The following is a 25675-nucleotide window of genomic DNA, read 5'->3' on the forward strand; positions in this document are numbered from 1 at the left end:
TGGGAGGCCACGAAAGGCCCCGGGGAGCTGTCAACCGAGCTGTGATCCGGGGGTGTCCGAATGGGGAAACCCGGCAGTCGTCATGGGCTGTCACCTACACCTGAACGCATAGGGTGTATGGAGGGAACGCGGGGAAGTGAAACATCTCAGTACCCGCAGGAAGAGAAAACAACAGTGATTCCGGGAGTAGTGGCGAGCGAAACTGGAAGAGGCTAAACCGTGGTGGTGTGATACCCGGCAGGGGTTGCCATCATGGGGTCGTGGGACATCCCGGCCAGGTCTGCCGGCCTGGCAAGGAGTGAGAAACCATCGCGGTAGTCGAAGGGCATGCGAAAGGCCCGGCGTAGAGGGTAAGACCCCCGTAGACGAAATCGTGGTGGCTCCTGGGGTTGTTCCCAAGTAGCACGGGGCTCGAGGAATCTCGTGTGAATCTGGCAGGACCACCTGCTAAGCCTAAATATCTCCTGATGACCGATAGCGGATAGTACCGTGAGGGAATGGTGAAAAGTACCGCGGGAGCGGAGTGAAATAGTACCTGAAACCGTGTGCCTACAAGCCGTGGGAGCGTCGCCATGGGTCTTCGGATTCATGGTCGTGACTGCGTGCCTTTTGAAGAATGAGCCTGCGAGTTTGCGGTGTGTGGCGAGGTTAACCCGGTGTGGGGTAGCCGTAGCGAAAGCGAGTCTGAATAGGGCGATCCAGTCGCATGCCCAAGACCCGAAGCGGGGTGATCTACCCATGGGCAGGGTGAAGCGCGGGTAAGACCGTGTGGAGGCCCGAACCCACCAGGGTTGAAAACCTGGGGGATGACCTGTGGGTAGGGGTGAAAGGCCAATCAAACTCCGTGATAGCTGGTTCTCCCCGAAATGCATTTAGGTGCAGCGTCGCGTGTTTCTTGCCGGAGGTAGAGCACTGGATAGGCGATGGGCCTTACCGGGTTACTGACCTTAGCCAAACTCCGAATGCCGGTAAGTGAGAGCGTGGCAGTGAGACTGCGGGGGATAAGCTCCGTGGTCGAGAGGGAAACAGCCCAGAGCATCGGCTAAGGCCCCTAAGCGTGTGCTAAGTGGTAAAGGATGTGGAGTCGCAGAGACAACCAGGAGGTTGGCTTAGAAGCAGCCACCCTTGAAAGAGTGCGTAATAGCTCACTGGTCAAGTGATTCCGCGCCGACAATGTAGCGGGGCTCAAGCACACCGCCGAAGCCGTGTCATTCGCCGTAAGGTGGATGGGTAGGGGAGCGTCGTGTATCGGGTGAAGCGGCGGCGTGAGCCAGTCGTGGATGGTACGCGAGTGAGAATGCAGGCATGAGTAGCGATTCAGGAGTGAGAAACTCCTGCGCCGATTGACTAAGGGTTCCTGGGGCAGGTTGATCCGCCCAGGGTAAGTCGGGACCTAAGGCGAGGCCGACAGGCGTAGTCGATGGACAACGGGTTGATATTCCCGTACCCGTTTCAACGCGCCCAACGCTGAATCCTCTGATGCTAAGCCCGTGAAGCCCGTGATCGTCTTCGGATGGTCGTGGGTGGAGCCGGTGACCCAAAGGGGTAGTAGGTGAGTGATGGGGTGACGCAGGAAGGTAGTCCAGCCCGGGCGGTGGTTGTCCCGGGGTAAGGGTGTAGGGCGCCGGGTAGGCAAATCCGCCTGGCATGTGCTTGAGACCTGATGCCGAGCCTTTGTGGCGAAGTGGATGATCCTATGCTGTCGAGAAAAGCCTCTAGCGAGTGTTGGAGCGGCCCGTACCCTAAACCGACTCAGGTGGTCAGGTAGAGAATACCGAGGCGTTCGGGTGAACCATGGTTAAGGAACTCGGCAAAATGCCCCCGTAACTTCGGGAGAAGGGGGGCCGCTGCTGGTGAAGGGACTTGCTCCTGGAGCTGGTGGTGGCCGCAGAGACCAGCGAGAAGCGACTGTTTACTAAAAACACAGGTCCGTGCGAAGCCGTAAGGCGATGTATACGGACTGACGCCTGCCCGGTGCTGGAACGTTAAGGGGACCGGTTAGTCGGCCTTCGGGTTGGCGAAGCTGAGAACTTAAGCGCCAGTAAACGGCGGTGGTAACTATAACCATCCTAAGGTAGCGAAATTCCTTGTCGGGTAAGTTCCGACCTGCACGAATGGCGTAACGACTTCTCGACTGTCTCAACCATGGGCCCGGTGAAATTGCATTACGAGTAAAGATGCTCGTTTCGCGCAGCAGGACGGAAAGACCCCGGGACCTTTACTATAGCTTGATATTGGTGTTCGGTTCGGCTTGTGTAGGATAGGTGGGAGCCGGTGAAGTCGCGTCGCTAGGCGTGGTGGAGGCGTTGTTGAAATACCACTCTGGTCGTGCTGGATGTCTAACCTGGGTCCGTGATCCGGATCAGGGACAGTGTCTGGTGGGTAGTTTAACTGGGGCGGTTGCCTCCTAAAGGGTAACGGAGGCGCCCAAAGGTTCCCTCAGCCTGGTTGGCAATCAGGTGTTGAGTGTAAGTGCACAAGGGAGCTTGACTGTGAGACTGACGGGTCGAGCAGGTGCGAAAGCAGGGACTAGTGATCCGGCGGTGGCTTGTGGAAGCGCCGTCGCTCAACGGATAAAAGGTACCCCGGGGATAACAGGCTGATCTTCCCCAAGAGTCCATATCGACGGGATGGTTTGGCACCTCGATGTCGGCTCGTCGCATCCTGGGGCTGGAGTTGGTCCCAAGGGTTGGGCTGTTCGCCCATTAAAGCGGTACGCGAGCTGGGTTTAGAACGTCGTGAGACAGTTCGGTCCCTATCCGCTGTGCGCGTAGGAGTCTTGAGAAGGGCTGTCCCTAGTACGAGAGGACCGGGACGGACGAACCTCTGGTGTGCCAGTTGTTCTGCCAAGGGCATGGCTGGTTGGCTACGTTCGGGAGGGATAACCGCTGAAAGCATCTAAGCGGGAAGCTTGCTTCGAGATGAGGACTCCCACCCACGTGATGGGTTAAGGCTCCCGGTAGACGACCGGGTTGATAGGCCGGGTGTGGAAGCACTGTGAGGTGTGGAGCTGACCGGTACTAATAGGCCGAGGGCTTGTCCATAGGTGCTACGCGTCCACTGTGTGGTTCTGGAGCAATGACCAGGACCAGTGTTAAGTGAATAATTTGCTGGTTGCCTTGTGTTCCCAAGGTTTCCGGTGGTCATAGCGTGAGGGAAACGCCCGGTTACATTCCGAACCCGGAAGCTAAGCCTTACAGCGCCGATGGTACTGCATGCGGGAGTGTGTGGGAGAGTAGGACGCCGCCGGAATATTTGTGAAGGGGTGTGGCCCCGACCGATTTGGTTCGGTCGGGGCCACACCCCTTTTTCGCGTTTCCCCGCGTGGCGGTTCCGGAACTGGGCCTCGATGGGGCCTAGGGTGATTTGTCGTGGATGTCCTTATGTTGGTGACCACCGACGTCGCCCATGACAGCCGGGTCACACGTGAGGCGACGGCTCTCGCGTCCGCCGGTTATCGGGTCCGCGTGATCGGCAGAGACGTGCCACCGGACTATCGCCCTCCGGCCGGCGTCGAGGTGGTCAGCGCCTCGGGCGGCAGTGGACTCGACGTCGTGCGGGCATTCACCGGTGGGGTTTCGCCCGTACGGGTGATGGCGTCGGCCACCCCCGCGTTGACCGGCCCGCCCGGTGGTGTCCCCTTCCCGCGATCCAGGGTCGGCCAGCCGGTCACCCGCGCGCTGCGGTGGACGCTCCTGCCGAGCCACCGCCAGCGGGTCTGGCGCAAGTGGGCGGCCGGGGCCCGGGAACTGGCCCGGGAGGTCTCCTACGACGTCGTGCACTGCCACGACTTCAACACGCTGCCGCTCGGCGCGGAGCTGGCGGAGCGGGCGGGTGCCCGCCTGGTGTACGACGCCCATGAGTGGTGGTCGGGACGGCAGCGGCACGGCCGCCCGGACCCCTGGCGCAGGCGTCGGGAGCTGCTCCAGGAGCGGGCCCTGGCGGCGCGGGCCGACCTCGTGGTCACGGTCTCGGAGGGCATCGCGGCACGGCTGGGACGGTGGTGCACCTCTCCCGTGGTGATCGTCCGCAACACCTTCCCCCAGGCGGGCCGGGGCCCGCAGCCCCGCCCGCCCGGGCTCGCGCCGAGCGCTCTGGTGTACGCGGGCCGCATCGGAGCCGGACGGGACCTGGAGACGCCGCTGCGCGCCATCCCCAGCCTGCCCGGCCTGGCGCTGCGGCTGATCGGCCCCGCCGACCCCCGTTACGCGGAGGAGCTCGCGGCCCTGCGGGGGGAGGGGGTGGAGATCCTGCCTCCACGTTCCGTGGACGCAGTCGACGCCGAGTTCCGCGCCGGGGGCCTGTGCCTGGTGACGCTGACCAACAGCTGCGACAACCACCGGCTGGCCCTCCCCAACAAGCTGTTCCACGCCGTGCGGGCCGGTGTTCCGGTGATCGCCGCGGACCTCCCGGAGATGTCCCGGATGGTGCGTCGCTTCGGCATCGGGGAGCTGTACCGCCCCGGTGATCCGGTCTCCTTCCGCCAGGCGGTGGAGCGTGCTCGGGAGGGGTACCCGGCCCTGGCGCAGGCGGTCGGCGCGGCGCGGAGCGTCCTGGCCTGGGAGCGTGACGCCGAGGTGCTGCTCACGGCCTACCAGGACGCGGTGCGACGGCCGTGACCGCCGCCCTCCGGGACGACGGCGCGGGGGCGGCGGGTCGCCGGGTCGCCATGCTGGTCGGCAACGGGGTGCGGGGCGACTCCCGGGTCCAGAAGGTGGCGCGTTCGATGGCCGACCGGGGGTGGGAGATCGTCCTCTTCGGCCGGTCCGCCACGGGGCGCACGGAACGCTTCGTGATCGGCCGCGCCTCGGTGCTGCTGCTGCCCGTGCCACGGGTGGTCTCCGGCTACGACAGGGCCAGGGTCCGCCGCCCGCTGCCGGATCCGGCGGTCCGCGCCGCGTACCGCGAGGCCCGTGCCCTCCTCGCCCGGTGGGACGCGTGGGACTCCGGTGGACGGGGTGACGCCCTGCGCGCCGCCTCGCGTGGCTGGCTGGCCCGGCATCCGGCGGCGGACGCGCTCGCCGCCGTGCTGGGAAGCGGGCCGCTGGCCGGCCCGCTGCGGCACGCCGGCACCGCCGTCGCCGGCCTGGTCGGACGCGGCGGCGGGTGGCGCGCCCTCAACCCGTGGCTGCGCGACCTGGAGCTGGCGTTCTCACCAGCGGTCAGCGCGTTCCGACCCGACCTCATCCACGCCCACGACTTCCACATGGTCGGGATCGGCGCGCGGCTGGCGAGGCGGCTGAGCACGCCCGCCCGCACCGTGCGCTGGGTCTACGACGCGCACGAGTACCTGGCCGGCGTGGAGGTCCCGCGCCGGGGCGACCCGCGCGGCCGGCTCCGCCGCCGCATGCTGCTCGGCGTGGAGGCCGAGCACATCCGCCGGGCCGACGCCGTCGTCACCGTCTCCGAGGCCATCGCGGAACGGCTCCGCCGTGACCACGCGCTCCCCGTCCTCCCGCGGGTGGTGCTGAACGCGCCCTGGCGGCCCCCGGCGGCGGCGAACGCCGCGGGCGAGGCCCGCCCGTCGGTGCGGGCCGTGGTGGGCCTGCCCGACGAGGTGCCGCTGCTGCTGTACAGCGGGGGGCTGGCGCCCCGCCGAGGACTCGCGACGGTCGTCCGGGGGCTCGCCGCGCTCCCCGGCGTCCACCTGGCCCTGGTGGCCCGGGACGACGACCCGGACCTCGCCGGGCTGCTCGACCTCGCCGAGCACGAGGGGGTGCGCGGACGGATCCACCCCGCGCCGTACGTCGCGCCGGAGCGGGTCGTCGACTACTTCGAGTCGGCGACCATCGGCCTGGTCCCGATCCTGCACCGCCCCAACCACGAGCTCTCGCTCATCACCAAGTACTTCGAGTACCTCCACGCGCACCTGCCCGTCGTCACCAGCGACGTGCGCCACATGGCGGAGACCACCCGCCGGCTGGGCGTCGGGGAGGTCTTCCGCGCGGGCGACCCCGAGGACTTCGCCGCCGCCGTCCGCCGGGTGCTCACCCACCTGGAGCGGTACCGCCGTCGCTACTCCGACCGGGTCACCGACCCCGCCGCCCGGTACCGCTGGGAACCGCAGGCGGACGCGCTGCACGCCCTGTACCGGCGGCTGCTGTGCGCGGCGGAGCCGGCCGCCGCCGGCTGAGGGCGCGCCCGGTCTCCGCGGAGCCGGCCGGACCGGCGGGGCGTCACCCGAACGGACATGAGAGCGGGTGGAGCGGTTGCCGCCGCCATCCGGACGTGTGGCAATGGCTGGGGGGACCACCGGACGGCCGGGGAGACCCGGCCCGCCCGCCGCACCGCCGACCGGGGCTGACCGACCGCCGGAGGTTCCACGATGCGACGCGACACCACCACCCCCCGTCAGACCCGCGCCCGGTACCGCCCCCCCACATCCGGCCTCGGCACGTCACCCGCCCTCCGGGCCATCCGCTCCGGGAAGGGCCGGGCCGCCGCGGCCGGTTTGGGCCAGGCGAGTCCGGGTCAGGCCGCGCCGGCCCAGGGGACCACGGCTCCGGCCGGGCAGGCCCAGGCCGTGCCGGGGCGGGACGTTCCGGAGGGCCCGCGCGGCCGCCGGCCCCGGCGGGCGGTGCCCTCCCCGGTGCTGTACCTGGCCTGGGGCGCCGCCCGCGCCGAGGAGGTGCGGCGGGAGGTCGACGTGCTGATCGGCGCCGGTGCCCGCGTCGACCTGCTCACCGCCCCGGACGCGGACTGGAGCGGCGTCCCGCTGCACCGGCGGCTGCGCGTGCACCGGGTCCGGCTGCCGGAGGAGGGCCGGCACCTGCTGCCACGGCTGGAGCAGGCGCTGGTGTACGGGGCGCCGCACGGGGCGCTGCGGATGGCCCGCCGGGGCGTGCACCGGCTCGCCCGCCTGCCCGGCACCGCGGCCTCCGCCGGACCGGCGGCGGGACGCCTGCTGACCGGGATCGACGAGTGCTGGCGGTCCCGGGCCGACCGGGTGCACCGCCAGGCGTTCCTCCCGTTCTACCGGGCGCTGCACGAGCGCTTGCTGCGACGGGAGACGCTGCGCGCGCTCGCCCGGCAGACCCGGCTGCCCCGGCCGGAACTGGTGATCGTCGGTGACGCGGCGTCGCTGCGGCCCGCGGCGGCGCTCGCCGCGGCCTACCCCACCCTGTGCTTCGTGCACGGCCCCGACCGCGACCGCTGGTGCGACCGCGACGCCGTGGCGCGCCCCGCCCCGGCCGGTACCGGCTCCACCGGCGCCACCTCCGCCGACGCGGCCTCCACCGGTGGCGGGGCCGCCCCCGGGGCCGTCGCCCCCGGCGCCCCGGCGGCCGGGGCCCGGGAGGCCGACGCGGAAGGGGTGACCAGCCCGTGACCCGGCCGACTCGCGCCACGCCCCGCCCGCCCCGGGCGCTGTACCTGGCCTTCTACTTCCCGCCCTCCCGGGCCAGCGGGGTGTTCCGCGCCCGGGCCACCGCCAACCTGCTGGCCGAACGCGGCTGGGAGGTCACCGTCCACTCCGCCCCACGGGAGTTCTTCGCCCGGTACATCGACTCCTACGACGCCTCCCTGGAGGCGTCCGTGCACCCGGCGGTGCGGGTGGAGCGGCCGCCGATGAGCTACTTCCGCTGGGAGCGCGACCTGCGGCGGTACGGGCCGCTGCGGGCCAACCTCCCGGTGCTGGCCAACGCCGCCTACAACTGGGCGCAGGCCAACGTCTTCCCGGAGCACTACGCGTCCTGGATCCCCCACGTGCTGCGCCACGCGCTCCGCGCGCACCTGCGCCGGCCGTTCGACGTGGTGATCGCCAGCGGCAACCCCTTCGCCTCCTTCGCCGCCGCCTGGCTGATCGGGCGGCTGACCCGGGTGCCGTACGTGCTGGACTACCGGGACGCCTGGACGTTCAACCAGTTCACCGAGGAGCTCAAGTTCCCGCCGCGCAGCCGGGCCTGGGAGTGGGAGGCGCGGGTGCTCCGGGACGCCGCCGAGGTGGTCTTCGTCAACGAGGGCATGCTGCGCTGGCACGCCGAGCGGTATCCGTTCGCGGCCGGGCGGATGCGGGTGGTGCCCAACGGGTGGGAGCCGGAGATCCTCGGCGCCGCGTCCGGGGCGGCCACGGCGGGGGAGGCGTCCGGCGGCGGCCGTCGGCCCGGCCCGCTCCGCTTCGGCTACCTGGGCACGGTCACCTCCTACATGCCGCTGGAGGAGCTGTTCGACGGCTGGCGGCTCGCCCGGGCCCACCCGGAACTCGCCGACGCCGAACTGCTGGTCCACGGGCACCTGGGCTTCTTCCCGCACGACGCGGCGCCGCTGATGGAGCGCATCCCCACCGGGGAGGGCCTCGGCGTGAGCTACCGGGGCCCGGTGGAGAAGGCCCGGGTCGGCGAGGTCTACCGGGACCTGGACGTCCTGCTGTTCTGTGTGCCCGGCGCCCGTTACGTGACGACCGGCAAGGTGTTCGAGTACATGGCCACGGGCAAGCCGGTGGTCTCCGTGCACCGCCCCGGGATCGCGGCCGAGGAGGTGCTGCGCGGATACCCCCTGTGGTTCGCCGGCGAGGAGCTGGACGCCGCCGACGTCGCCGCCTCGATGGTCGCCGCGGCCCGCGCGGCCCGCACCCTCACCCCGGCACGGACCCGGGCGGCCCGGGCCCACGCCGCGCGCTTCACCCGCGCCGCGACGCTCACCCCGTGGGAACGCCGGCTCCGCGCCCTGGCCGCGTCGCGCGGAGCGCAGGTCGGGGCGGCTTCCGGATCGGACGCGGGAACCGGTGCCGACGCCGGAGAACGCCTCCTGCACGGGGAGGGGGCGCGGCGATGAGGGTGCTGTGTCTGGCCTTCGGCACCTACCGCACGCGGGCGGTGCGGGTGTACACCGACCGGCTGCTGGAACGGGGCGCCCGGGTGCACCTGGTGGTCACCGACCCGGCGGACTGGGCGGAGGCCGAACTGGATCCCGCGGTGCGGGTACACGGGCTCGCCCCCCTGCTGGCCCGGCACCGGGCCGCCGCCCAGTGGCTCCCCGCCCGGTTCGCCGACCGCGCCTACCGGCGGGCCGAGCCGCTGCTGCTGTGGCGGGCCGCCAGGCGCAGGGTGCTGGGCGCCGTCGACTTCGACGCGCTGGACCTGCTGCTGCTCGGTGACGCCCACGCCGCGCCGCTGGCCTGGGAGGTGCGGCGGCGCCGTCCCGACCTGCCGATCGCGGTCCACGTGCCGGCCGCCGCCGCGACACCGGCGGACCGTCGACCTCAAGGGGAACTCCGTGCCTGACCACACCGCCGACCCCCACCGGACGCCCACCGGGCGCTCCGGCCGACGGCTCGCCGTGGTGACCCCGTGGTACCCGTCCGAGAACAACCCGTTCGCCGGCGCCTTCGTCCAGGCCGCAACGGCGGCGGTCGCGCCCCGGTTCGCGGAGGTGGACGTCTACCACCCGGAGGACTGGGCCGGCCCCGCCCGACCGCTGCACGCCGAGGTGGTCCGCACCGCGCTGGAGCGGCTGGTCGGCCGCCCCGGCCGGGCCCCGGTCGGCATCGAGCCCGTGCCGCTGCCGGAGGGCCGGCTCACCCGGGTGCCCGTGCCGGTGTTCCCGCGCCGGGACTACGCGGCCTGGGGGCTGGCCCACGAGCGTGCGCTGCGCTCCGTGCTGCCGACCGGCCGCGTCGAGGCCGAGGTGGTGCACGCGCACGTCGGCGTCTACGGCGGCTGGGCCGCCACCCGGCTCGCCCGGCCGGACGCCCGCGTGGTGCTGACCGAGCACGCCACCTTCCTGCGCCGGGTGCTCCGCCAGCCGGAGGCGCGACGCATGTACGAGGAGGTGCTGGAGCGGGTCGAGGTGCTGATGTGCGTCGGCGGGTACCTGCGTGGACAGCTCGCCGGGTACTTCCCCCGGCACGCGCACAAGTTCCGCATCGTGCCCAACGTCGTGGACTTCGCGGCGCTGCCGCCGCGCCCCGAGCCCGTGCGCGCCCTGGACCGCTGGCTGTTCGTCGGCCGGCTGATCGAGCAGAAGGGCGTGCCGGTGCTGCTGGAGGCCTTCGCCTTGGCGGCCCGGGAGAACCCGCGGGCCACCCTCACCCTGGTCGGATCCGGGAGGTTGGAGGAGGCCCTGCGGGCCCGCGCGGACGAACTCGGCCTGGCCGGACGGGTGCGGTTCCTCGGGCCGGTGCCGCCACAGGAGATCGCGGCCTGCCTGCACGCCCACGACCTGCTGGTGCACGCCAGCCGTTTCGAGACCTTCGGCATGACCGTGGTGGAGGCGGTCGCCACCGGCACCCCCGTGCTGGTGACCCGCAGCTACGGGCCGGAGGAGACGCTGGCCGGACTAGACGGCGTGGCCGGCCGGCTGGTGGACGTCAGCGACGACCCGCACGTCCTGCTGGAGGGCTACCGGTGGCTGCGGGCCGGGCTGGGGCGGCTGGACATGGCGCGCGCCCGCGCGGTGCTGCGCGACCGCTACGGGGCCGAGGCGGTGGCCGACCGGCTGGCCGCCGTCTACGCGGGGCGGGAGCCGGCGCCCGTGCCCGGCGTGGAGGCCCCGGGGGACGACGGAGCCGTCGGCGCCGCCGTACCGGAGGCGGCCGGACGCACCAGCGTGTCGGGCGGCGTGCCGGGGGAGGGGGCGACGGCCGTGCCGCACCGGCCGGCGGTGCAGCCCTCAGGGCCGGAGGGAGACAGCGTCCCGGAGGGGGCCGGCGGGGAGCCGATGGCCGGTGAGCCGCCGGAACCCCCGGCGGGGGCGTCGGGGGTGGCGGGGGGCGACTCGACACGGCGCGCCCCGGGCACGCCGGTGACCGCCCCGGGGGCCGGCGCGGCACTCAGCGCGCCCGCGGCCGCGACGGACCCCGCCGACTGGTCGATTCCGGCGGTGCTGGCGCGGTGGGCGGTCCCGGTGGGTCCGGTGGAGCCGGCTTCCCCGGCTTCCCCGGCGGCTGCGACGGCTTCGGGGGCGACGGTTTCGGCGGGGGCGGTGGCCCCGGCCGCCGGCGTGGAGGCACAGGCGCCGGCGCGGGTGGTGCTGCTCGCCCTCAACACCCAGCGGGCACGGCGGATCAAGAACCACGCCGCCTACCTCGTGGCGCGGGGAGTGGCGGTCGATCTGGTCACCGTCCACGCCGACCCCTGGCGCGAACTCGGTCTCGATCCCCGTGTGCGGATCTTCACGCTGCGGGAGGGCGAGGGGCGCCACCCGATCCCCCGGGGCGAACGCCTGCTGGCCTACCGGGTGCCGCGCAAGGCCCTCGCGCTGCTGCGCACCCGGGTGGACGCCACGCCTCGTGGCCGGCGCGTGGAACTGGCCGCCGCCGTGCTGGAGATGGCGCACACCCGCGTCGCGGACGCCTTCCACCGCAAGCTGTTCATCCGAGCCTACCGGGTGATCCGGCCGTACCTGCTGTGGCGGGTGGCCAGGGCCCATGTGCTGGAGCGGCTGCGCGCGGAGCGGGCCGACCTGGTGGTGGTGTGCGACGCCAACGCCATTCCGATCGGCTGGCACCTGGCCCGGCGGCATCCGGAGCTGGAAGTGAGCCTGTCGCTGGACCGTGAACGGTTCGCGGCGCGCACGGTGGTCGACCCGGGCGTGGACCCGTCCCGGTTCGCCGCCCCGGTGGAGCCGCGCCCGGTGGAGCCGCGCCCGGGGGAGGACGATGCCCGCCCCGGGGCGGACGCGCGTCCCGGGACGGATCGGCGGGCACGGCCGGTTCCCGGGCGGGGCTCGCGCGGCGGCGTTCCGGGCGTCGCGGCCGCCGACGTCACGGCCTCGGAGGCCACGGCCTCGGAGGTCGCGGCCTCGGAGGTCGCGCTTGCGGAGAGCGCGGCCGCGGACGGAACGTCGCGCGCGGCGCGTCGGCCGCGGGGAGCCGGCGGCGCCCCCTCGGGGCCGCGCCCCACAGGGCCGCACCGTGACGGCGGCCTCGCCGACGCCACCCCCCACACCGACTCCTGAGGGCCGCCATGGGAACCCCCACCACCGAGGGACGGCGAGAGCGGGGCGAGGGCCCGGCGCGCCGGAGGCGGAACCGTCGCCGGCCGGCCGGGGTGGAGGGCCCCGTGCCGGCAGCCGGGACCGGTGGGACCAGCCCAGGAGGGCCGGGTGCGGCCGGCCGGGTGGACGTCACCGTCCTGAGCAGCGGGCACCACGTGGCGGACGCCCGGCTGCACCGGCACTGCGCGGCCCTGCTGCGCGCCGGGCTGCGCGTGGAGGTGCTGGCCCGCGGGGAGGTCCACGACGCGCCCGAGGGGACGGTCTTCCGCCCGTTGCCCGGCCCCACCGTGACCCCGGGTGTGCTGCCCGCGCTCGCCGTGCGGGGGGTGCGGGCGCTGTCCCTGCCGCTGCTGGCCCGCGGCCGGGTGGTGCTGACCCTCGACCCGGACCTGGTGCCGGCGGCCCGGCTGCGCCGTGCCCTGGCCTGTGGTGCCGGCCGCCGCCTGGTGGTGGACGTGCACGAGGACTACGCGGCGCTGCTGGACGACCGGCCCTGGGCCACCGGCGCGGCCGGGCGGCTGGCGCGCTGGTGGGCGCGCGCCGCCACCGCTCTGAGCCGGGAGGCCGATCTGACCGTCGTCGCCGACGACCACGTTCCGCCGCGCACCGCCGCCCGCCGCCTGGTGGTCCGCAACCTGCCCGACTGGGCGCTGCTGCCCGCCCCGCCCGCCGAGGCCCCACCGCCCGGGCCTCCGCGCGCCCTGTACGTGGGCGACGTGCGGGCCAGTCGAGGGCTGTTCACCATGCTGCGGGCGCTGGAACGGGCTCCGGGCTGGCGGCTGGACGTCGTCGGGCCGGTGAGCGCCGCCGACGAGGAGGAGCTGCGCCGCTGGACCGCGCGCTCGCCGGCGGCCTCCCGGGTGTGCCTCCACGGCCGCAGGCCGCCGCGGGAGTCCTGGCGGCTGGCCGAGCGTGCCTGGGTCGGCCTGTCGCTGCTCGGGGACACCCCGGCCTTCGGACGGGCGGTGCCGTCGAAGGTGTACGACTACCTGGCCTGCGGGCTTCCCGTTCTCACCACGCCGCTGCCCCGGGCCGCCGAGGTGGTCACCCGGGCGGGCTGCGGGCGGGTGGTGGGCTCGGCGGAGCAGGCCGCCCGACTGCTGGAGCGGTGGGGTGGCGGCGGTGCCGGCCGGGCGGAGTACCGGGCATTGCGCGCGGCGGCCGTCGGATGGGCCCGGCGGCAGCGCGGGCCTTGGACGCCCTACGACGAACTGGCGGCGGCCGTGCTCTCGCTGCTGGACCGGGGCGGTCCCGCGCGCTGACGGCCGGGCCGGCACCTGGGGCGCCCTCTGTGTGTGTTTGGGGGGACGGACGTCGGGCGGTCGGGCACCGGCGGAGCGGCCGCGGCGGAGCCGGGGCCCGGGTGAGGGGCGCCTGGCCGCCTGGCGGAGCGTGGCCGTGGCCCGTGGGCAGTGCCGTCGGGAGGCAGCGGGGAGGGGGCCGCAGGGCGCTCCCCGGGAAATCAGGGGCATGCCGTGGACATGCCGCCAGGGGAGCCCGGGTGGGTCCCCCCGATTTCCATGATCGCATGAGGCGGTTACCCGGTGCAGCCCCCCATGTGTGGCCTGTGGATAACCACGTGGCGGCACATGGGGACGGCGCCGGGCGGGGAGGGGGTGGTTCGCAGGCAGGTCGCCGCGAGGCCGCGTCCCGGGGGCCTGCAGCCCGGTGGCGGGGTGGACGGGCAACGCCCTTCTCGGGCGGCGGGGGAACGGATGGGCCTTCAGGGGGACGGTGGGGCACGCCAGGGGACCCTCGCGGGGGCGGGGACGGGGGCCATTGGTCGTGCGGGGGAGGGTGGTGCGCCTTCACGGGGGCGGCGGGGCGCGCCCGGGCGCCTTCACGGGCGGGGGCGGGACGGGCTGTGGTGCCTTCCCGTGCGGCGGGACGGGGCCGCTCCTCCAGGGGGCGGCGGGGCGGGGGCGGGCGGCTCGGGGTGGAACGCATCGGCGGGTGCTCTGCTGGTGGTGGGGGCGGGCTTGGCGGGAGACCTGCGGGTTCGGCCTTCACCCGGGTGCAGCAGTGCGACGGTCCGCCGGGCGGCGCGGAGGTGCGGGGCGCACCAGAATCGATTCCACGGCGAGTGACGCGACGCCCACGCGACGTCGCCGTTCTGCGGAGCCCGGCACGGGGACCGCGCCGGGCTCCGCGACCGCCCCGCGGGCGGAACCCCGACAGTCAGGAGGACCAGCGAGTGAACACTCGGGTCATGGCGGGCGCCGACGTGGACGAGCGCGCCGAACTCGGCGAGGGAACCACCGTCTGGCATCTCGCCCAGGTACGGGAGGACGCCCGGCTCGGCCGCCGCTGCACCGTCGGACGGGGCGCCTACGTGGGCGCCGGCGTCCGCATCGGCGACGACGTCAAACTGCAGAACCACGCCCTGGTCTACGAACCCGCGCGGCTTGCCGACGGCGTCTTCGTCGGCCCCGCCGCCGTCCTCACCAACGACCAGTACCCCCGCGCCGTCGATCCGGACGGCCGGCTCAAGCAGGCCGACGACTGGGAGGCCGTCGGCGTCACCGTGGAGACCGGTGCGTCGATCGGTGCCCGGGCGGTGTGTGTGGCGCCGCTGCGCGTCGGCGCCTGGGCGATGGTCGCGGCCGGCGCCGTGGTCGTCCACGACGTGCCCGACTTCGCCCTGGTCGCGGGTGTCCCGGCGCGCCGGATCGGCTGGGTGGGGCGGGCCGGCCGCCGGCTGAAGCCGGACGGCGAGGGCCGCTGGGTCTGCCCGGTGACCGGCGCCCGCTACGTCGAACGCCCGGCCACCGCCGGGACCGTCCCCACGGGGATCAGCGGTGCCACCGGGATCAGCGGTCCCACCGGTACGGCGGCCGAGGAGCCACGGCTCGTGGAGGTGCAGTCATGACCCGCCAGGACATCCCCGTGGGCGGCCCCCACTCGCCGGCCGACCGGAACCTCGCCCGGCGTGCCGCCCGGCGGGTCGCCCGCCGGGGCGACCGCCGCGCCGACCGCCGGCCGCGGGAGGTGCCGGTCGCCCGGCCCCTGCTCGGGGAGGAGGAGATAGCGGCGGCGGTGCGGGTGCTGCGCAGCGGCCGGGTCGTCCAGGGCCCGGAGGTCGCCGCGTTCGAGGAGGAGTTCGCGGACCTGGTGGACGGCCGGATCTGCGTCGCGGTCAACTCCGGCACCTCCGGGCTGCACCTGGCGCTGCTGGCGCTGGGCATCGGGCCCGGTGACGAGGTGATCGTGCCCTCCTTCACCTTCGCCGCCACCGCCAACGCCGTCCGGCTGGCCGGCGCCACCCCCGTCTTCGCCGACATCGAACCCGACAGCTACTGCCTGGACCCGCGCGCGGTGGCCTCCGCCATAGGACCGGCCACCGCCGCCATCATGCCCGTCCACCTGTACGGTCACCCGGCCCCGATGGACGGCCTGGTCCGGCTGGCCCGGCGGCACGGGCTCGCCGTCGTCGAGGACGCCGCCCAGGCGCACGCCGCCGCCCTCGGTGGTCGCCCGGTCGGCACCTTCGGCGACGCCGCGGTCTTCAGCCTGTACCCGACCAAGAACATGCACTCCCTGGAGGGCGGCATGGTGGTCGTCCCCGACGGGGCGGTCGCCCGCACCCTGCGGCTGCTGCGCAACCAGGGCATGGAACGCCGCTACGACAACGAGATCGTCGGCTTCAACGTGCGGATGACCGACGTGGCCGCCGCCATCGGCCGGGAGCAGCTGCGCAAGCTCCCGATGTGGACGGACCGGCGGCGGGCGCACGCCAGGACGCTGGACGCGGGGCTGCGGGGCGTCGTGGTGCCGACGGTGGCCGACGGCGCCGCGCACGTGTACCACCAGTACACCGTTCGGGTGGTCGGCGACGGGCGCTCCGGCCGGGACGCCTTCCAGCGGGCGCTGGCCCGCCGGGGCGTCGGCAGCGCCGTCTACTACCCGATACCGGTGCACCGCCTGCCGTCCTTCCGCCATCCCGCGGGCCGGCCCCCGGCCGACCTTCCCGAGACCGACCGGGCCGCCGACGAGGTGCTGTCGCTGCCCGTCCACCCGTCGCTCGACCCGGCGGACCTGGCGCACGTCCTCGCCGCCGTCAACGCAATTGGAGCTGCGCGATGACCACCGCATCCGCCGGCCGCCGCCGGCTGCGCGCCGGGCTGATCGGCCTCGGCGCCATGGGGCGCAACCACGCCCGGATCCTGTCCTGCCTCGACGGCGTGGAGCTGGCGGCCGTCGTGGATCCGGCCGGCGACCCGCACGGCGCGGCCCGCGGCGTTCCCGTCCTGGCCAGCCTGGAGGAGCTGTTCCGCCACGGCGTGGACTACGCCGTCGTGGCCTGCCCCACCCACCTGCACGAGGAGGTCGGCATCCAGCTGGCCGCGGCCGGGGTGCCCGCGCTGATCGAGAAGCCGCTGGCCCACCACGGCGAGGCCGCCCGCCGCCTGGTGGACGCCTTCGAGGCCGCCCTGCTCCCGGGGGCGGTGGGGCACGTGGAGCGGTTCAACCCGGCACTGCGGGCGTTGCGGGACCGCCTTGCCGGCGGCGAGCTCGGCGAGGTGTTCCAGGTGGTGACCCGCCGCCAGGGGCCCTTCCCGCACCGGATCGCCGACGTGGGCGTGGTCAAGGACCTCGCCACCCACGACATCGACCTGACGACCTGGGTGACCGGACAGGAGTACGGGGCGGTGGCCGCCCGCACCGTGCACAAGAGCGGGCGGCCGCACGAGGACATGGTGGCCGTGGTGGGTCAGCTGACCGACGGCTCCATCGCCAACCACCTGGTCAACTGGCTGTCACCGCTGAAGGAGCGGGTCACCGTGGTCACCGGGGAGCGCGGCTGCCTGATCGCCGACACCCTCACCGCCGACCTCACCTTCCACGCCAACGGCTCGGTGCCCACCCAGTGGGAGGCGCTGAAGACGTTCCGCGGCGTCTCGGAGGGTGACATGGTGCGCTACGCCCTGGCCAAACGCGAACCGCTGCTGGCCGAGCACGAGGCCTTCCGCGACACCGTGCTCGGCCGGGAGACGGACGTGGTGACGCTGCGCCAGGGGCTGCGGACGGTCCTGGTCGCCGAGGCGGTGCTGCGGTCCGCGCGCGCCGGCGGACCGGTGCCTCCGGTGCTGGTCTCCTGAGGCCGGCGTGCCCGAGCACGGCGGCCCCAGCGCCCCCCTCGCGGCCCCCGCCCCCGCCCCGGCCCCGGCCCCGCCCGCCTCCTCCGTGACGTCGGGACCGGGGCCGCGACCGGGGCCGGTGGCGGGTGCGGGCGGGGGAGGGGGGCTAGGCGGGCTCCGGGGCGTGGGCGACCAGGGCCGCGGCGACCCGGTCCGCCGCCCGGCCGTCCGCGAGTCCGTCCGTGAGTCCGTCCGCCACACCGTCGCCGTCGCCCCGGGGGAGGGCCGGGGCAGGTCGCAGGACGGTGCCCTCCCACTCGGCCGCGCCGAGTCGCCAGGGCGCCGGCACCAGCACGTTCCAGCCGTCCCGCAGCGTCTCCGGCCACTCCGTCTCCGCCCGCAGCGTGGTGCAGGGGCGGCCCAGCCAGCGGGCCTCCTTCTGCAGCCCGCCCGAGTCGGTGACCACGCCCGCCGATCCCAGCACGGCCGCGACCATTTGGGCGTACGGCAGCGGGCGGCACACCCGGATGGCTCCCCGCTCCAGCCGCCCACCGGCCCGCCGCACCCGGTCCAGCAGCCGCGGGTGGGCGGGCAGCAGCACCGGCACCGGCAGCCGCGCCAGCGCGTCCAGCAGCGCCTCCAGCCGGGCCGGGTCGTCGGTGTTCTCCGCCCGGTGCACGGTGGCCACCAGGTACCGGGGCGATCCGTCGGCGGCACCGAGGCGGGTGCCGGGGCCGGCCTCGGGCACGCCCCCGCCGGACGTCGGCGGGGGAGCCGGCAGCGGGGGCGGCGGCACGGCCCCGCGCCGCACCTCCTCGCGCACCCGCAGGCAGACGTCGGCCATCACGTCCCCCACCAGTACCGCCCGAGCGCCGAGCCCCTCCGTGCGCAGCCGGGCCATGGCCTCCTCGGTGGGCGCCAGCAGCAGGTCGGCGGCGTGGTCGGTGAGCACCCGGTTGTGCTCCTCCGGCATCCGCCGGTTGAAGGAGCGCAGCCCGGCCTCCAGGTGCGCCACCGGCAGTTGCTGCTTGGCCGCCGCCAGCGCCCCGGCCAGGGTGGAGTTGGTGTCCCCGTAGACCAGCACCCAGTCGGGGCGGTGCTCGGCCAGCACCGGGTCCAGCGCGGCCAGCATCCGGCCGGTCTGCTCCCCGTGGCTGCCCGAGCCGACGCCGAGCCGCACCAGCGGCTCCGGGATGCGCAGCCCGGAGAAGAACACCTCCGACAGGTCCGGGTCGTAGTGCTGGCCGGTGTGCACCACGACGTGCCGCAGCCCCGCGCGCTCCAGGGCCGCGGCCACCGGCGCCAGCTTCACCAGCTGCGGCCGGGCCCCCACCACGCTGAGCACCACCGGCGGTGGCGCCGTCGGCGGTGCTCCGCCGGGCGCGCCTCCGTGCGGCGCGCTTCCGTCCGGCGCGGTCCCGCCGGGCGCGGTCATGCCGGCCATCGTGTCGACTCCTCCCGTCCGCGCGGCCCCGGGCACCCCGAAGGCCCCCGCCAGTGTCACGCACAGTGTCGTTCAAACCACCGAAAGGATCGCTCCGTGGACATCTGCGTCGTCGCCCTCGGCAAGATCGGCCTGCCGCTCGCCGTCCAGTTCGCCTCCAAGGGGCACCGGGTCGTCGGCTGCGACGTGTCCGCCCGCGTCGTGGAGTGCGTCAACGGCGGCGTCGAGCCGTTCCCCGGGGAGGCCGATCTGGACGTGCGGCTCAAGCAGGTGGTGGCCGCCGGCCGGCTCACCGCCACCACCGACACCCCGGGAGCGGTGGCCCGCAGCGAGGCGGTGGTCGTGGTGGTGCCGCTCTTCGTCGACGAGGCCGGCCTGCCGGACTTCGACTGGATGGACGGGGCGACGGCGTCGATCGCCTCCGGCCTGCGCCCCGGCACCCTGGTCAGCTACGAGACCACGCTGCCGGTCGGCACCACCCGGCGCCGCTGGGCGCCGATGCTGGCCGAGGGCTCGGGGCTGGCGCCCGGACGGGACTTCGCCCTCGTCTTCAGCCCGGAGCGGGTGTTCAGCGGGCGGGTCTTCGCCGACCTGCGCCGCTACCCCAAGCTGGTCGGCGGCATCGACGAGGTCTCCGCGCGGCGCGGCGCGGAGTTCTACGCCCAGGTGCTCGACTTCGACGAGCGTCCCGACCTCCCCCGGCCCAACGGGGTCTGGAACCTCGGCTCGACGGAGGCCGCCGAGCTGGCCAAGCTGGCCGAGACCACCTACCGGGACGTCAACATCGCGCTCGCCAACCAGTTCGCCCGGTACGCCGATTCGGTGGACGTGGACGTGGAGGAGGTCATCGAGGCCTGCAACACCCAGCCCTACAGCCACATCCACCGGCCGGGGATCGCGGTCGGCGGGCACTGCATCCCGGTCTACCCGCGGATGTACCTGTGGAACGACCCGGACGCGACGGTCGTCCGGGCGGCCCGGCAGGCGAACGAGGACATGCCGGCCTACGCGGTGCGCCGGCTCGCCGACGCCTACCGCCCGTTCGGCGGCCTGGAGGGCGCCACGGTGGTGGTGCTCGGCGCCGCCTACCGGGGCGGGGTGAAGGAGACGGCGTTCTCCGGCGTGTTCCCCACGGTGGCCGCGCTGCGGGAGCACGGCGCCCGCCCGGTGGTGTCCGATCCGCTGTACCGGGCGGCCGAGCTGGCCGCGATGGGGCTGGAGCCGCACCGCCCGGGCGCGCGGGTGGACGCCGCGGTGGTGCAGGCCGACCACGGGGAGTACCGGGTGCTGTCCGCCGCGGACCTGCCGGGGGTGAAGGTGCTGGTGGACGGCCGGCGGATCACCGACCCGGCGCGCTGGCCCGGGGTGCGGCGGATCCTGCTGGGCGGCTGACCGCAGCGGCCCCCGAGGAGGCTCAGGTGTCCAGGCGGAGGGTGAGGATCGCCATGTCGTCCGAGGGCGCGTCCGGAGCGAAGTCCTCCACGGCCCGCAGCACCCGGCCGGCGACCGCCCCGGCGGTCAGCCCGACCGCCGTGGACAGCACCTCGGCCAGGCCGTCGTCGCCGAGCATCCGACTGCCCTCACGGCGCTCGGTGACGCCGTCGGTCACGCACAGCAGCACGTCGCCCGGATCCAGCCGGACGACCTCCTCCTCCAGCACCAGGTCGTCCATCACGCCGAGCAGCGGCTGCGGCGTGGCGGCCGGCTCCACCGTGCCGTCCGGGCGCAGCCGCAGCGGCAGCGGGTGCCCGGCGCAGACCAGCCGCAGCTCCGCCCCGCCGTCCGGCTGGGGCAGCAGTTCGCCGTACAGCAGGGTGAGGAAGCGGCTGCGCGGCCCCTGGTCGAGGATCGCGCTGTTCAGCCGGGTGAGCACGTCGGGCGCGGACAGCCCCTCCCGGCTGAGCAGCCGCAGGGCGTGCCGGGCCAGGCCGGTGACGGCGGCGGCCTCCGGGCCGGTGCCGCAGACGTCGCCGATGGCGAAGCCCCAGCGGTCCTCGGAGATCCGGAACAGGTCGTAGAAGTCGCCGCCGACCTCGTTGCCCTCGCCGGCCGCCCGGTAGATCACCTCGGCGTCCACGCCCGGCACGGTGGGCAGCTCGGGCGGCAGCAGGCTGCGCTGGAGCGACTGGCTGATCGCGGTGCGCTCGGAGTACAGCCGGGCGTTGTCCAGGCCGAGGGCGGCGCGCCGGGAGAGGTCCTCGGCAAGTTCCAGCAGCTCGCGGCGGAACCGGCGGCCGACCGGGTTGCCGAGCACCAGCATGCCGATCACCCGGTTGCGGGCGACCAGCGGCACGACGGCGGTCTCCCCGCCCACCGACTCCGCGGTGGCCCGGGCGGCGGCCAGCTCGGCGGCGGCCGGGGTGCCGGGGGCGCCGTCCGGGTCGGCCTGCCCGGCGCCGGCGGCCAGCCGCTCGGCGGCCTCCCGGGCGGCCGCGGCGGGCTCGGGCCACATCCGGGCGCCGGGGTCGGCCAGCGGCTCGGGCGGCGCGATGCGCCGCAGCAGGGCGCGGATGCCGTCGATCCGGTCCTCGTCCTCGTGCAGCACGAAGGAGAGCGCGGGCTCGCCGTGCTCGCCGATGGTGTACAGGGCGCACCACTGGGCGAGGGTGGGCACGGCCATCTGCGCCATCAGGGCCAGCGTCTGGTCCCGGTCGAGCGTCCCGGCGAGCAGGTCGGAGGCCTCGACGAGGAAGAACAGCGAGCCGCGGCGCATCCGCTCCAGGTCGGTGAGGCGGGCGCTCTCCACGGCGAGGGCGACCCGTTCGGCGGCGTACTGCAGCCGCATGGCGTCCTCGTTGCGCCACCGTCCGACGGTGCTGGAGGCGATGCCGAGGGTGCCGGTGAGCCGCCCCTCCACCTTCAGCGGCACGGTGACGGCGGCCCGCATGCCGGTCCCGGCGAGCAGCGGCAGGGAGCCGGGCACCGCGGCGAGGTCGTCGTGGACGGCGGGCAGCCGGGCGCTGCCGTGACGGCCGATGCCGGGCTCGGCGTGGATGCGGGTGGGGCGGCTGGGGGAGGGCGGCAGGCCGGTGCTGGCGCGCAGCTCCAGTTCGGTCTCGTCGTCGGTGGCCAGCAGCAGGAACGCGGCGTCGGCGTCCAGGACGTCGCGGGCCCGCTCCACCGTGCGCTGCAGCAGGCCGTCGAGGTCCTCGGGGGTCTGGGTGGCGACCAGGTCGGAGAAGGCGTCGCCGAGGTCGCGCAGGTCCTCCGAGACGGCCTCGGGGGTGCCGGCGCCGGCCTCGCCGAGCGCGGCGGGTGCCCCGGGGCGCCCGCCGCGGTGGACCCCGGTCAGCACCGCCCGGTCGACCTCCTGGACCATCAGGCACAGGGTGAAGGGGGCGCCGGAGTCGTCACGGAAGCGCAGGTGGGCGGCGTGCACCGGGATCACCGGCCCGCCGGCGGTGTGCAGCCCGTACCCGCCCTCCCAGCGGGACAGTTCCAGCGCCTCGACCAGTCCGAGGCCGGTGCCGGGGGTCTGCGGCCAGGCCACCAGCTCGGCGAAGGGCAGGCCGATGACCTCCTTGGCCGGGCGGCCGGAGAGCTCGGCCGCGTCGTCGTTCCAGCGCTGCACCCGGCAGTCGGCGTCGACCTGCGCCACGGCGACCCGCACCGGCGCGGTGACGGCGGGCAGCAGCGCGTCCTCCACGCGGGGGCCGGCGCTGTGCGTGCCGGGGAGCTGCTCGGGCAGGTCGAGCCGGAACCAGATGCACTTGCGGTCGGCGGCGTACTCGACGCCCCAGGAGGCGGCGAGCGCCTGGCAGAGCATGAGGCCGCGGCCGCCCTCGCTGTCCGGGTCGACGTCGGAGGCGGTCAGGGCGCGGGCGGGCACGACCCGCTCCGGGTGCCGGTCGACCACCTCCACCCGCACCGAGGCGGGGGAGCGCAGGCACACCACCTCGGCGGCGGTGCCGGCGTGCACCACGGCGTTGGTGACCAGCTCGCTGGTCAGCACCACGGCGTCGTCCACCACCTGCTCCGGGGCCCAGCCGCGGAGGGTGTCGCGGACGTAGGAACGTGCCGCGGCGACGGACCTGCCCACGGGTTCGAAGACCGCCCTGGTCCGCGCGGTGATCACTGTGCCGATGCCTCCTGGGACGCCTGGTACCGCTGCCGCCGCCGGCTGCTCCGGCAACAGGGGGACGACCCGGGGCGCGGGGTCCCGGTCTGCGACGGTACCCGGGACGGTGCCGGCCGTGATGCCCTCCGTCGTGTCGTCCACGCTCCTCGGTCCTCCCCGCCGTGCGGTTCTGCCTCGCCTGATCGTGCCACCGGTGCGCGACCGGTCCGCTAGCTACCTTGTCCGCGCGGGCGCGGTGGCATGCCGCTGGCACCCTTCCCAGGCGACCGCCGTCGGTCGAGACTGGAGTAGGGCCGCCGTCCTTTCCTACCCGCCCTCGTCCGCGGCCCCCGGAAGGCTCGCGGGCAGGACGAGCCGCCGGCGCCGGTGTGTCGGGCGGGCGCTGCGGCGGTCCGGTGGTGTCCTCTCCCAGGACCGCATCGGACGCGTTGCCATGGTGACAGACTGGTGGCCCCGCATGCTGGCCGACCTATCTGGAGGAACGTGGTGACTTCGGGCGCATCGACCCGCGGTACGGGACGCGGGACCGCGACGCGGTCCTCGTCCGCAGGCACTCGGGGCGCCCGTGACGGCGATGCTGAGCTGCGCAAGCTGCTCGCCGCCCTCACGGCGATGCGGGACGGCAACTTCCGCCGGCGCCTGACGGTCGTCGGGGACGGCCCGATGGCCGAGATCGCGGCCGTCTTCAACGAGGTGGCCGAGCGCAACCAGCACCTGACCCACGAGCTGTCCCGGGTGCGCCGGGTGGTCGGACGTGAGGGAAAACTCACCGAGCGGCTGGCGCCCGGGCCCGGGGAGGGGGCCTGGGCGATCGCCACGGAGGCCGCCAACGCCCTGGTGGACGACCTGGTGCATCCGGTGATGGAGGTCGGCCGGGTGCTGTCGGCGGTCGCCGAGGGCGACCTGTCGCAGCGGATGGACCTGCGGGTGCGGGAGCCCGTGGTTCCGCAGGGGCGCGAGCCGGTGGGGGCGCACGGCACGGGGGCCGGCGGGGCGGCCGGCGAGCGGCGCGGTGGGGTGGACCGGCCGCTGCGCGGGGAGTTCCTCAAGGTCGGCCGGACGGTCAACACGATGGTGGACCAGCTGTCCACCTTCACCGACGAGGTCACCCGGGTGGCCCGCGAGGTGGGCACCGAGGGCAAGCTGGGCGGCCAGGCGGACGTGCGGGGCGTCTCGGGCAGCTGGCGCGACCTGACCGACTCGGTCAACGTGATGGCGCGGCGGCTGACCGACCAGGTGCGGGACATCGCGATGGTGACCACCGCGGTGGCCAAGGGCGACCTGTCGAAGAAGGTCACGGTGGAGGTCTCCGGCGAGATGCTGGAGCTGAAGAACACCGTGAACACGATGGTGGACCAGCTCTCCGCGTTCGGTGACGAGGTGACCCGGGTGGCGCGGGAGGTGGGCACCGAGGGCATCCTCGGCGGCCAGGCCCGGGTGGAGGGCGTCTCGGGCACCTGGAAGGCGCTCACCGACTCGGTGAACGTCATGGCGAGCAACCTGACCAACCAGGTGCGCGACATCGCCATGGTCACCACGGCGGTGGCCAAGGGCGACCTGTCGCAGGAGATCACCGTCTCCTCCCGGGGCGAGATCGCCCAGCTGGCCGAGACCATCAACGACATGACGGGGACCCTGTCGACCTTCGCCGCCGAGGTGACCCGGGTGGCGCGGGAGGTCGGCGCGGAGGGCCAGCTCGGCGGTCAGGCCCACGTGCCGGGCGCCGCCGGCATCTGGAAGGACCTGACCGACTCGGTCAACAAGGCGTTCAAGGACCTCACCGGGCAGGTGCGGGACATCGCGATGGTGACCACGGCGGTGGCCAAGGGCGACCTGTCCCGGAAGGTCACCGTCGAGGTGTCCGGCGAGATGCTGGAGCTGAAGAACACCGTCAACACGATGGTGGACCAGCTCTCCGTGCTCGGTGACGAGGTGACCCGGGTGGCCCGGGAGGTCGGCGCCGAGGGCAAGCTGGGCGGTCAGGCGCACGTGCCGGGCGCGGCGGGCGTGTGGAAGGCGCTGTCGGAGTCGGTGAACACGGCGCTGATGAACCTCACCGACCAGGTGCGGGACATCGCGATGGTGACCACCGCGGTGGCCAAGGGCGACCTGTCCAAGAAGGCCACCGTGCAGGTGTCCGGCGAGATGCTGGAGCTGAAGAACACCGTCAACACGATGGTCGACCAGCTGTCCGCCTTCGGCAAGGAGGTGACGCGGGTCGCCCGTGAGGTGGGCACCGAGGGTCGGCTGGGCGGTCAGGCGGAGGTGCCGGGCGTCTCCGGCACCTGGAAGGAGCTGACCGACTCGGTCAACTTCATGGCCGGGAACCTCACCAACCAGGTCCGGGAGATCGCCCAGGTCACCACGGCGGTGGCCAAGGGCGACCTGTCGCAGAAGATCAGCGTGGACGCCCGCGGGGAGATCCAGGAGCTGAAGACGACCGTCAACACGATGGTCGACCAGCTGTCCGCCTTCGGCAAGGAGGTGACGCGGGTCGCCCGTGAGGTGGGCACCGAGGGTCGGCTGGGCGGCCAGGCGCAGGTGCCGGGGGTGGCCGGCGTCTGGCGCGACCTCACCGACTCGGTGAACTTCATGGCGGACAACCTGACCAACCAGGTGCGGGCGATCGCCCAGGTGGCCACCGCGGTGGCCAAGGGCGACCTGTCGCAGAAGATCACGGTGGACGCCCGCGGGGAGATCTTCCAGCTCAAGACCGTGCTGAACACCATGGTCGACCAGCTGTCGGCGTTCGCCGACGAGGTGACCCGGGTCGCCCGGGAGGTCGGCACGGACGGCATCCTGGGCGGCCAGGCGCACGTCAAGGGCGTCTCGGGGACGTGGAAGGACCTCACCGACAACGTCAACCAGATGGCCTCCAACCTCACCACCCAGATGCGCAACATCTCGATGGTGACCACGGCGGTGGCGCAGGGGGACCTGTCCAAGAAGATCGACGTGGAGGCCCGGGGCGAGATCTTCGAGCTGAAGACCACCATCAACACCATGGTGGACCAGCTCTCCGCCTTCGGTGACGAGGTCACCCGGGTGGCCCGCGAGGTGGGCACCGAGGGCATCCTCGGCGGTCAGGCCCGGGTGCGCGGCGTCTCCGGCATCTGGAAGGACCTGACGGACAACGTCAAC

14 protein-coding genes and 2 rRNA genes (1 of these 16 only partly in view) are annotated in these 25675 nt (G+C 73.9%); 14 read left to right on the forward strand and 2 right to left on the reverse strand.

Translation table 11 applies throughout. The features are described from left to right. The 12 genes from FHU37_RS27255 to FHU37_RS27310 all read left to right on the forward strand — a co-directional run. Positions 1–3044: ribosomal RNA gene (locus FHU37_RS27255) — 23S ribosomal RNA — on the forward strand (it extends 58 nt beyond the left edge of the window). A gap of 91 nt (positions 3045–3135) precedes the next feature. Beyond that, positions 3136–3252: ribosomal RNA gene (rrf, locus tag FHU37_RS27260) — 5S ribosomal RNA — on the forward strand. Between the two features lie 131 nt (positions 3253–3383). After that, complete coding sequence (locus tag FHU37_RS27265) at positions 3384–4619, forward strand: glycosyltransferase (RefSeq protein ID WP_246451316.1); 1236 nt, start codon at positions 3384–3386, stop codon at positions 4617–4619. Further along, positions 4616–6133 carry a glycosyltransferase family 4 protein gene (locus tag FHU37_RS27270; protein ID WP_179817275.1) on the forward strand — a complete coding sequence of 506 codons (1518 nt, stop codon included), beginning with the start codon at positions 4616–4618 and terminating at the stop codon, positions 6131–6133. The genes FHU37_RS27265 and FHU37_RS27270 overlap by 4 nt, the downstream gene beginning before the upstream one ends. A gap of 192 nt (positions 6134–6325) precedes the next feature. Further along, a complete protein-coding gene (locus FHU37_RS27275) occupies positions 6326–7327 on the forward strand; it encodes a hypothetical protein (protein WP_179817276.1) in 1002 nt (333 codons plus the stop codon). Continuing rightward, positions 7324–8772: a glycosyltransferase gene (locus FHU37_RS27280; RefSeq protein ID WP_179817277.1), complete on the forward strand. Its 1449-nt coding sequence runs from the start codon at positions 7324–7326 to the stop codon at positions 8770–8772. The genes FHU37_RS27275 and FHU37_RS27280 overlap by 4 nt, the downstream gene beginning before the upstream one ends. Continuing rightward, positions 8769–9221 carry a hypothetical protein gene (locus FHU37_RS27285; protein WP_179817278.1) on the forward strand — a complete coding sequence of 151 codons (453 nt, stop codon included), beginning with the start codon at positions 8769–8771 and terminating at the stop codon, positions 9219–9221. The genes FHU37_RS27280 and FHU37_RS27285 overlap by 4 nt, the downstream gene beginning before the upstream one ends. After that, a complete protein-coding gene (locus tag FHU37_RS29185; protein WP_179817279.1) occupies positions 9214–11895 on the forward strand; it encodes a glycosyltransferase in 2682 nt (893 codons plus the stop codon). Before FHU37_RS27285 ends, FHU37_RS29185 begins: the two co-directional genes overlap by 8 nt. A gap of 104 nt (positions 11896–11999) precedes the next feature. Further along, positions 12000–13196 (forward strand): glycosyltransferase, encoded by a 1197-nt coding sequence (locus tag FHU37_RS27295; RefSeq protein WP_218904803.1) that lies wholly within the window; start codon positions 12000–12002, stop codon positions 13194–13196. A gap of 932 nt (positions 13197–14128) precedes the next feature. After that, the gene (locus FHU37_RS27300) at positions 14129–14803 is read left to right on the forward strand and encodes an acyltransferase (RefSeq protein WP_312892889.1); all 675 of its coding nucleotides are present in this window, start codon (positions 14129–14131) and stop codon (positions 14801–14803) included. Then, positions 14800–16017, forward strand: coding sequence for a DegT/DnrJ/EryC1/StrS family aminotransferase (locus FHU37_RS27305; protein WP_179817281.1), 1218 nt, complete (start codon positions 14800–14802; stop codon positions 16015–16017). Before FHU37_RS27300 ends, FHU37_RS27305 begins: the two co-directional genes overlap by 4 nt. Then, positions 16014–17033: a Gfo/Idh/MocA family protein gene (locus FHU37_RS27310; RefSeq protein ID WP_179817282.1), complete on the forward strand. Its 1020-nt coding sequence runs from the start codon at positions 16014–16016 to the stop codon at positions 17031–17033. The genes FHU37_RS27305 and FHU37_RS27310 overlap by 4 nt, the downstream gene beginning before the upstream one ends. Positions 17034–17178: 145 nt before the next feature. Here the strand turns inward: FHU37_RS27310 and wecB are convergent, their stop codons facing one another. Continuing rightward, positions 17179–18456 carry a non-hydrolyzing UDP-N-acetylglucosamine 2-epimerase gene (gene wecB, locus FHU37_RS27315; protein WP_246451317.1) on the reverse strand — a complete coding sequence of 426 codons (1278 nt, stop codon included), beginning with the start codon at positions 18454–18456 and terminating at the stop codon, positions 17179–17181. 96 nt (positions 18457–18552) lie between these two features. On the opposite strand from wecB, the gene FHU37_RS27320 reads away from it, so the two are divergent. After that, positions 18553–19848: a nucleotide sugar dehydrogenase gene (locus FHU37_RS27320; protein WP_179817283.1), complete on the forward strand. Its 1296-nt coding sequence runs from the start codon at positions 18553–18555 to the stop codon at positions 19846–19848. A 22-nt stretch (positions 19849–19870) separates the two neighbouring features. Here the strand turns inward: FHU37_RS27320 and FHU37_RS27325 are convergent, their stop codons facing one another. Next, the gene (locus FHU37_RS27325) at positions 19871–22654 is read right to left on the reverse strand and encodes a SpoIIE family protein phosphatase (protein WP_179817442.1); all 2784 of its coding nucleotides are present in this window, start codon (positions 22652–22654) and stop codon (positions 19871–19873) included. A gap of 366 nt (positions 22655–23020) precedes the next feature. Between FHU37_RS27325 and FHU37_RS27330 the strand changes: the two genes are divergently transcribed. Next, a partial coding sequence (locus FHU37_RS27330) for a HAMP domain-containing protein (RefSeq protein ID WP_179817284.1) occupies positions 23021–25675 on the forward strand: 2655 nt, incomplete at its 3' end.

The organism is Allostreptomyces psammosilenae (assembly GCF_013407765.1).
GTDB lineage: Bacteria > Actinomycetota > Actinomycetes > Streptomycetales > Streptomycetaceae > Allostreptomyces > Allostreptomyces psammosilenae.

Bases quoted from the DNA above. Each gene is read 5' to 3' on its own strand.
- FHU37_RS27265 (WP_246451316.1), top strand. From the start codon at position 3,384: ATGTTGGTGACCACCGACGTCGCCCATGACAGCCGGGTCACACGTGAG.
- FHU37_RS27275 (WP_179817276.1), top strand. From the start codon at position 6,326: ATGCGACGCGACACCACCACCCCCCGTCAGACCCGCGCCCGGTACCGC.
- FHU37_RS27285 (WP_179817278.1), top strand. From the start codon at position 8,769: ATGAGGGTGCTGTGTCTGGCCTTCGGCACCTACCGCACGCGGGCGGTG.
- FHU37_RS27305 (WP_179817281.1), top strand. From the start codon at position 14,800: ATGACCCGCCAGGACATCCCCGTGGGCGGCCCCCACTCGCCGGCCGAC.
- FHU37_RS27310 (WP_179817282.1), top strand. From the start codon at position 16,014: ATGACCACCGCATCCGCCGGCCGCCGCCGGCTGCGCGCCGGGCTGATC.
- wecB (WP_246451317.1), bottom strand. From the start codon at position 18,456: ATGGCCGGCATGACCGCGCCCGGCGGGACCGCGCCGGACGGAAGCGCG.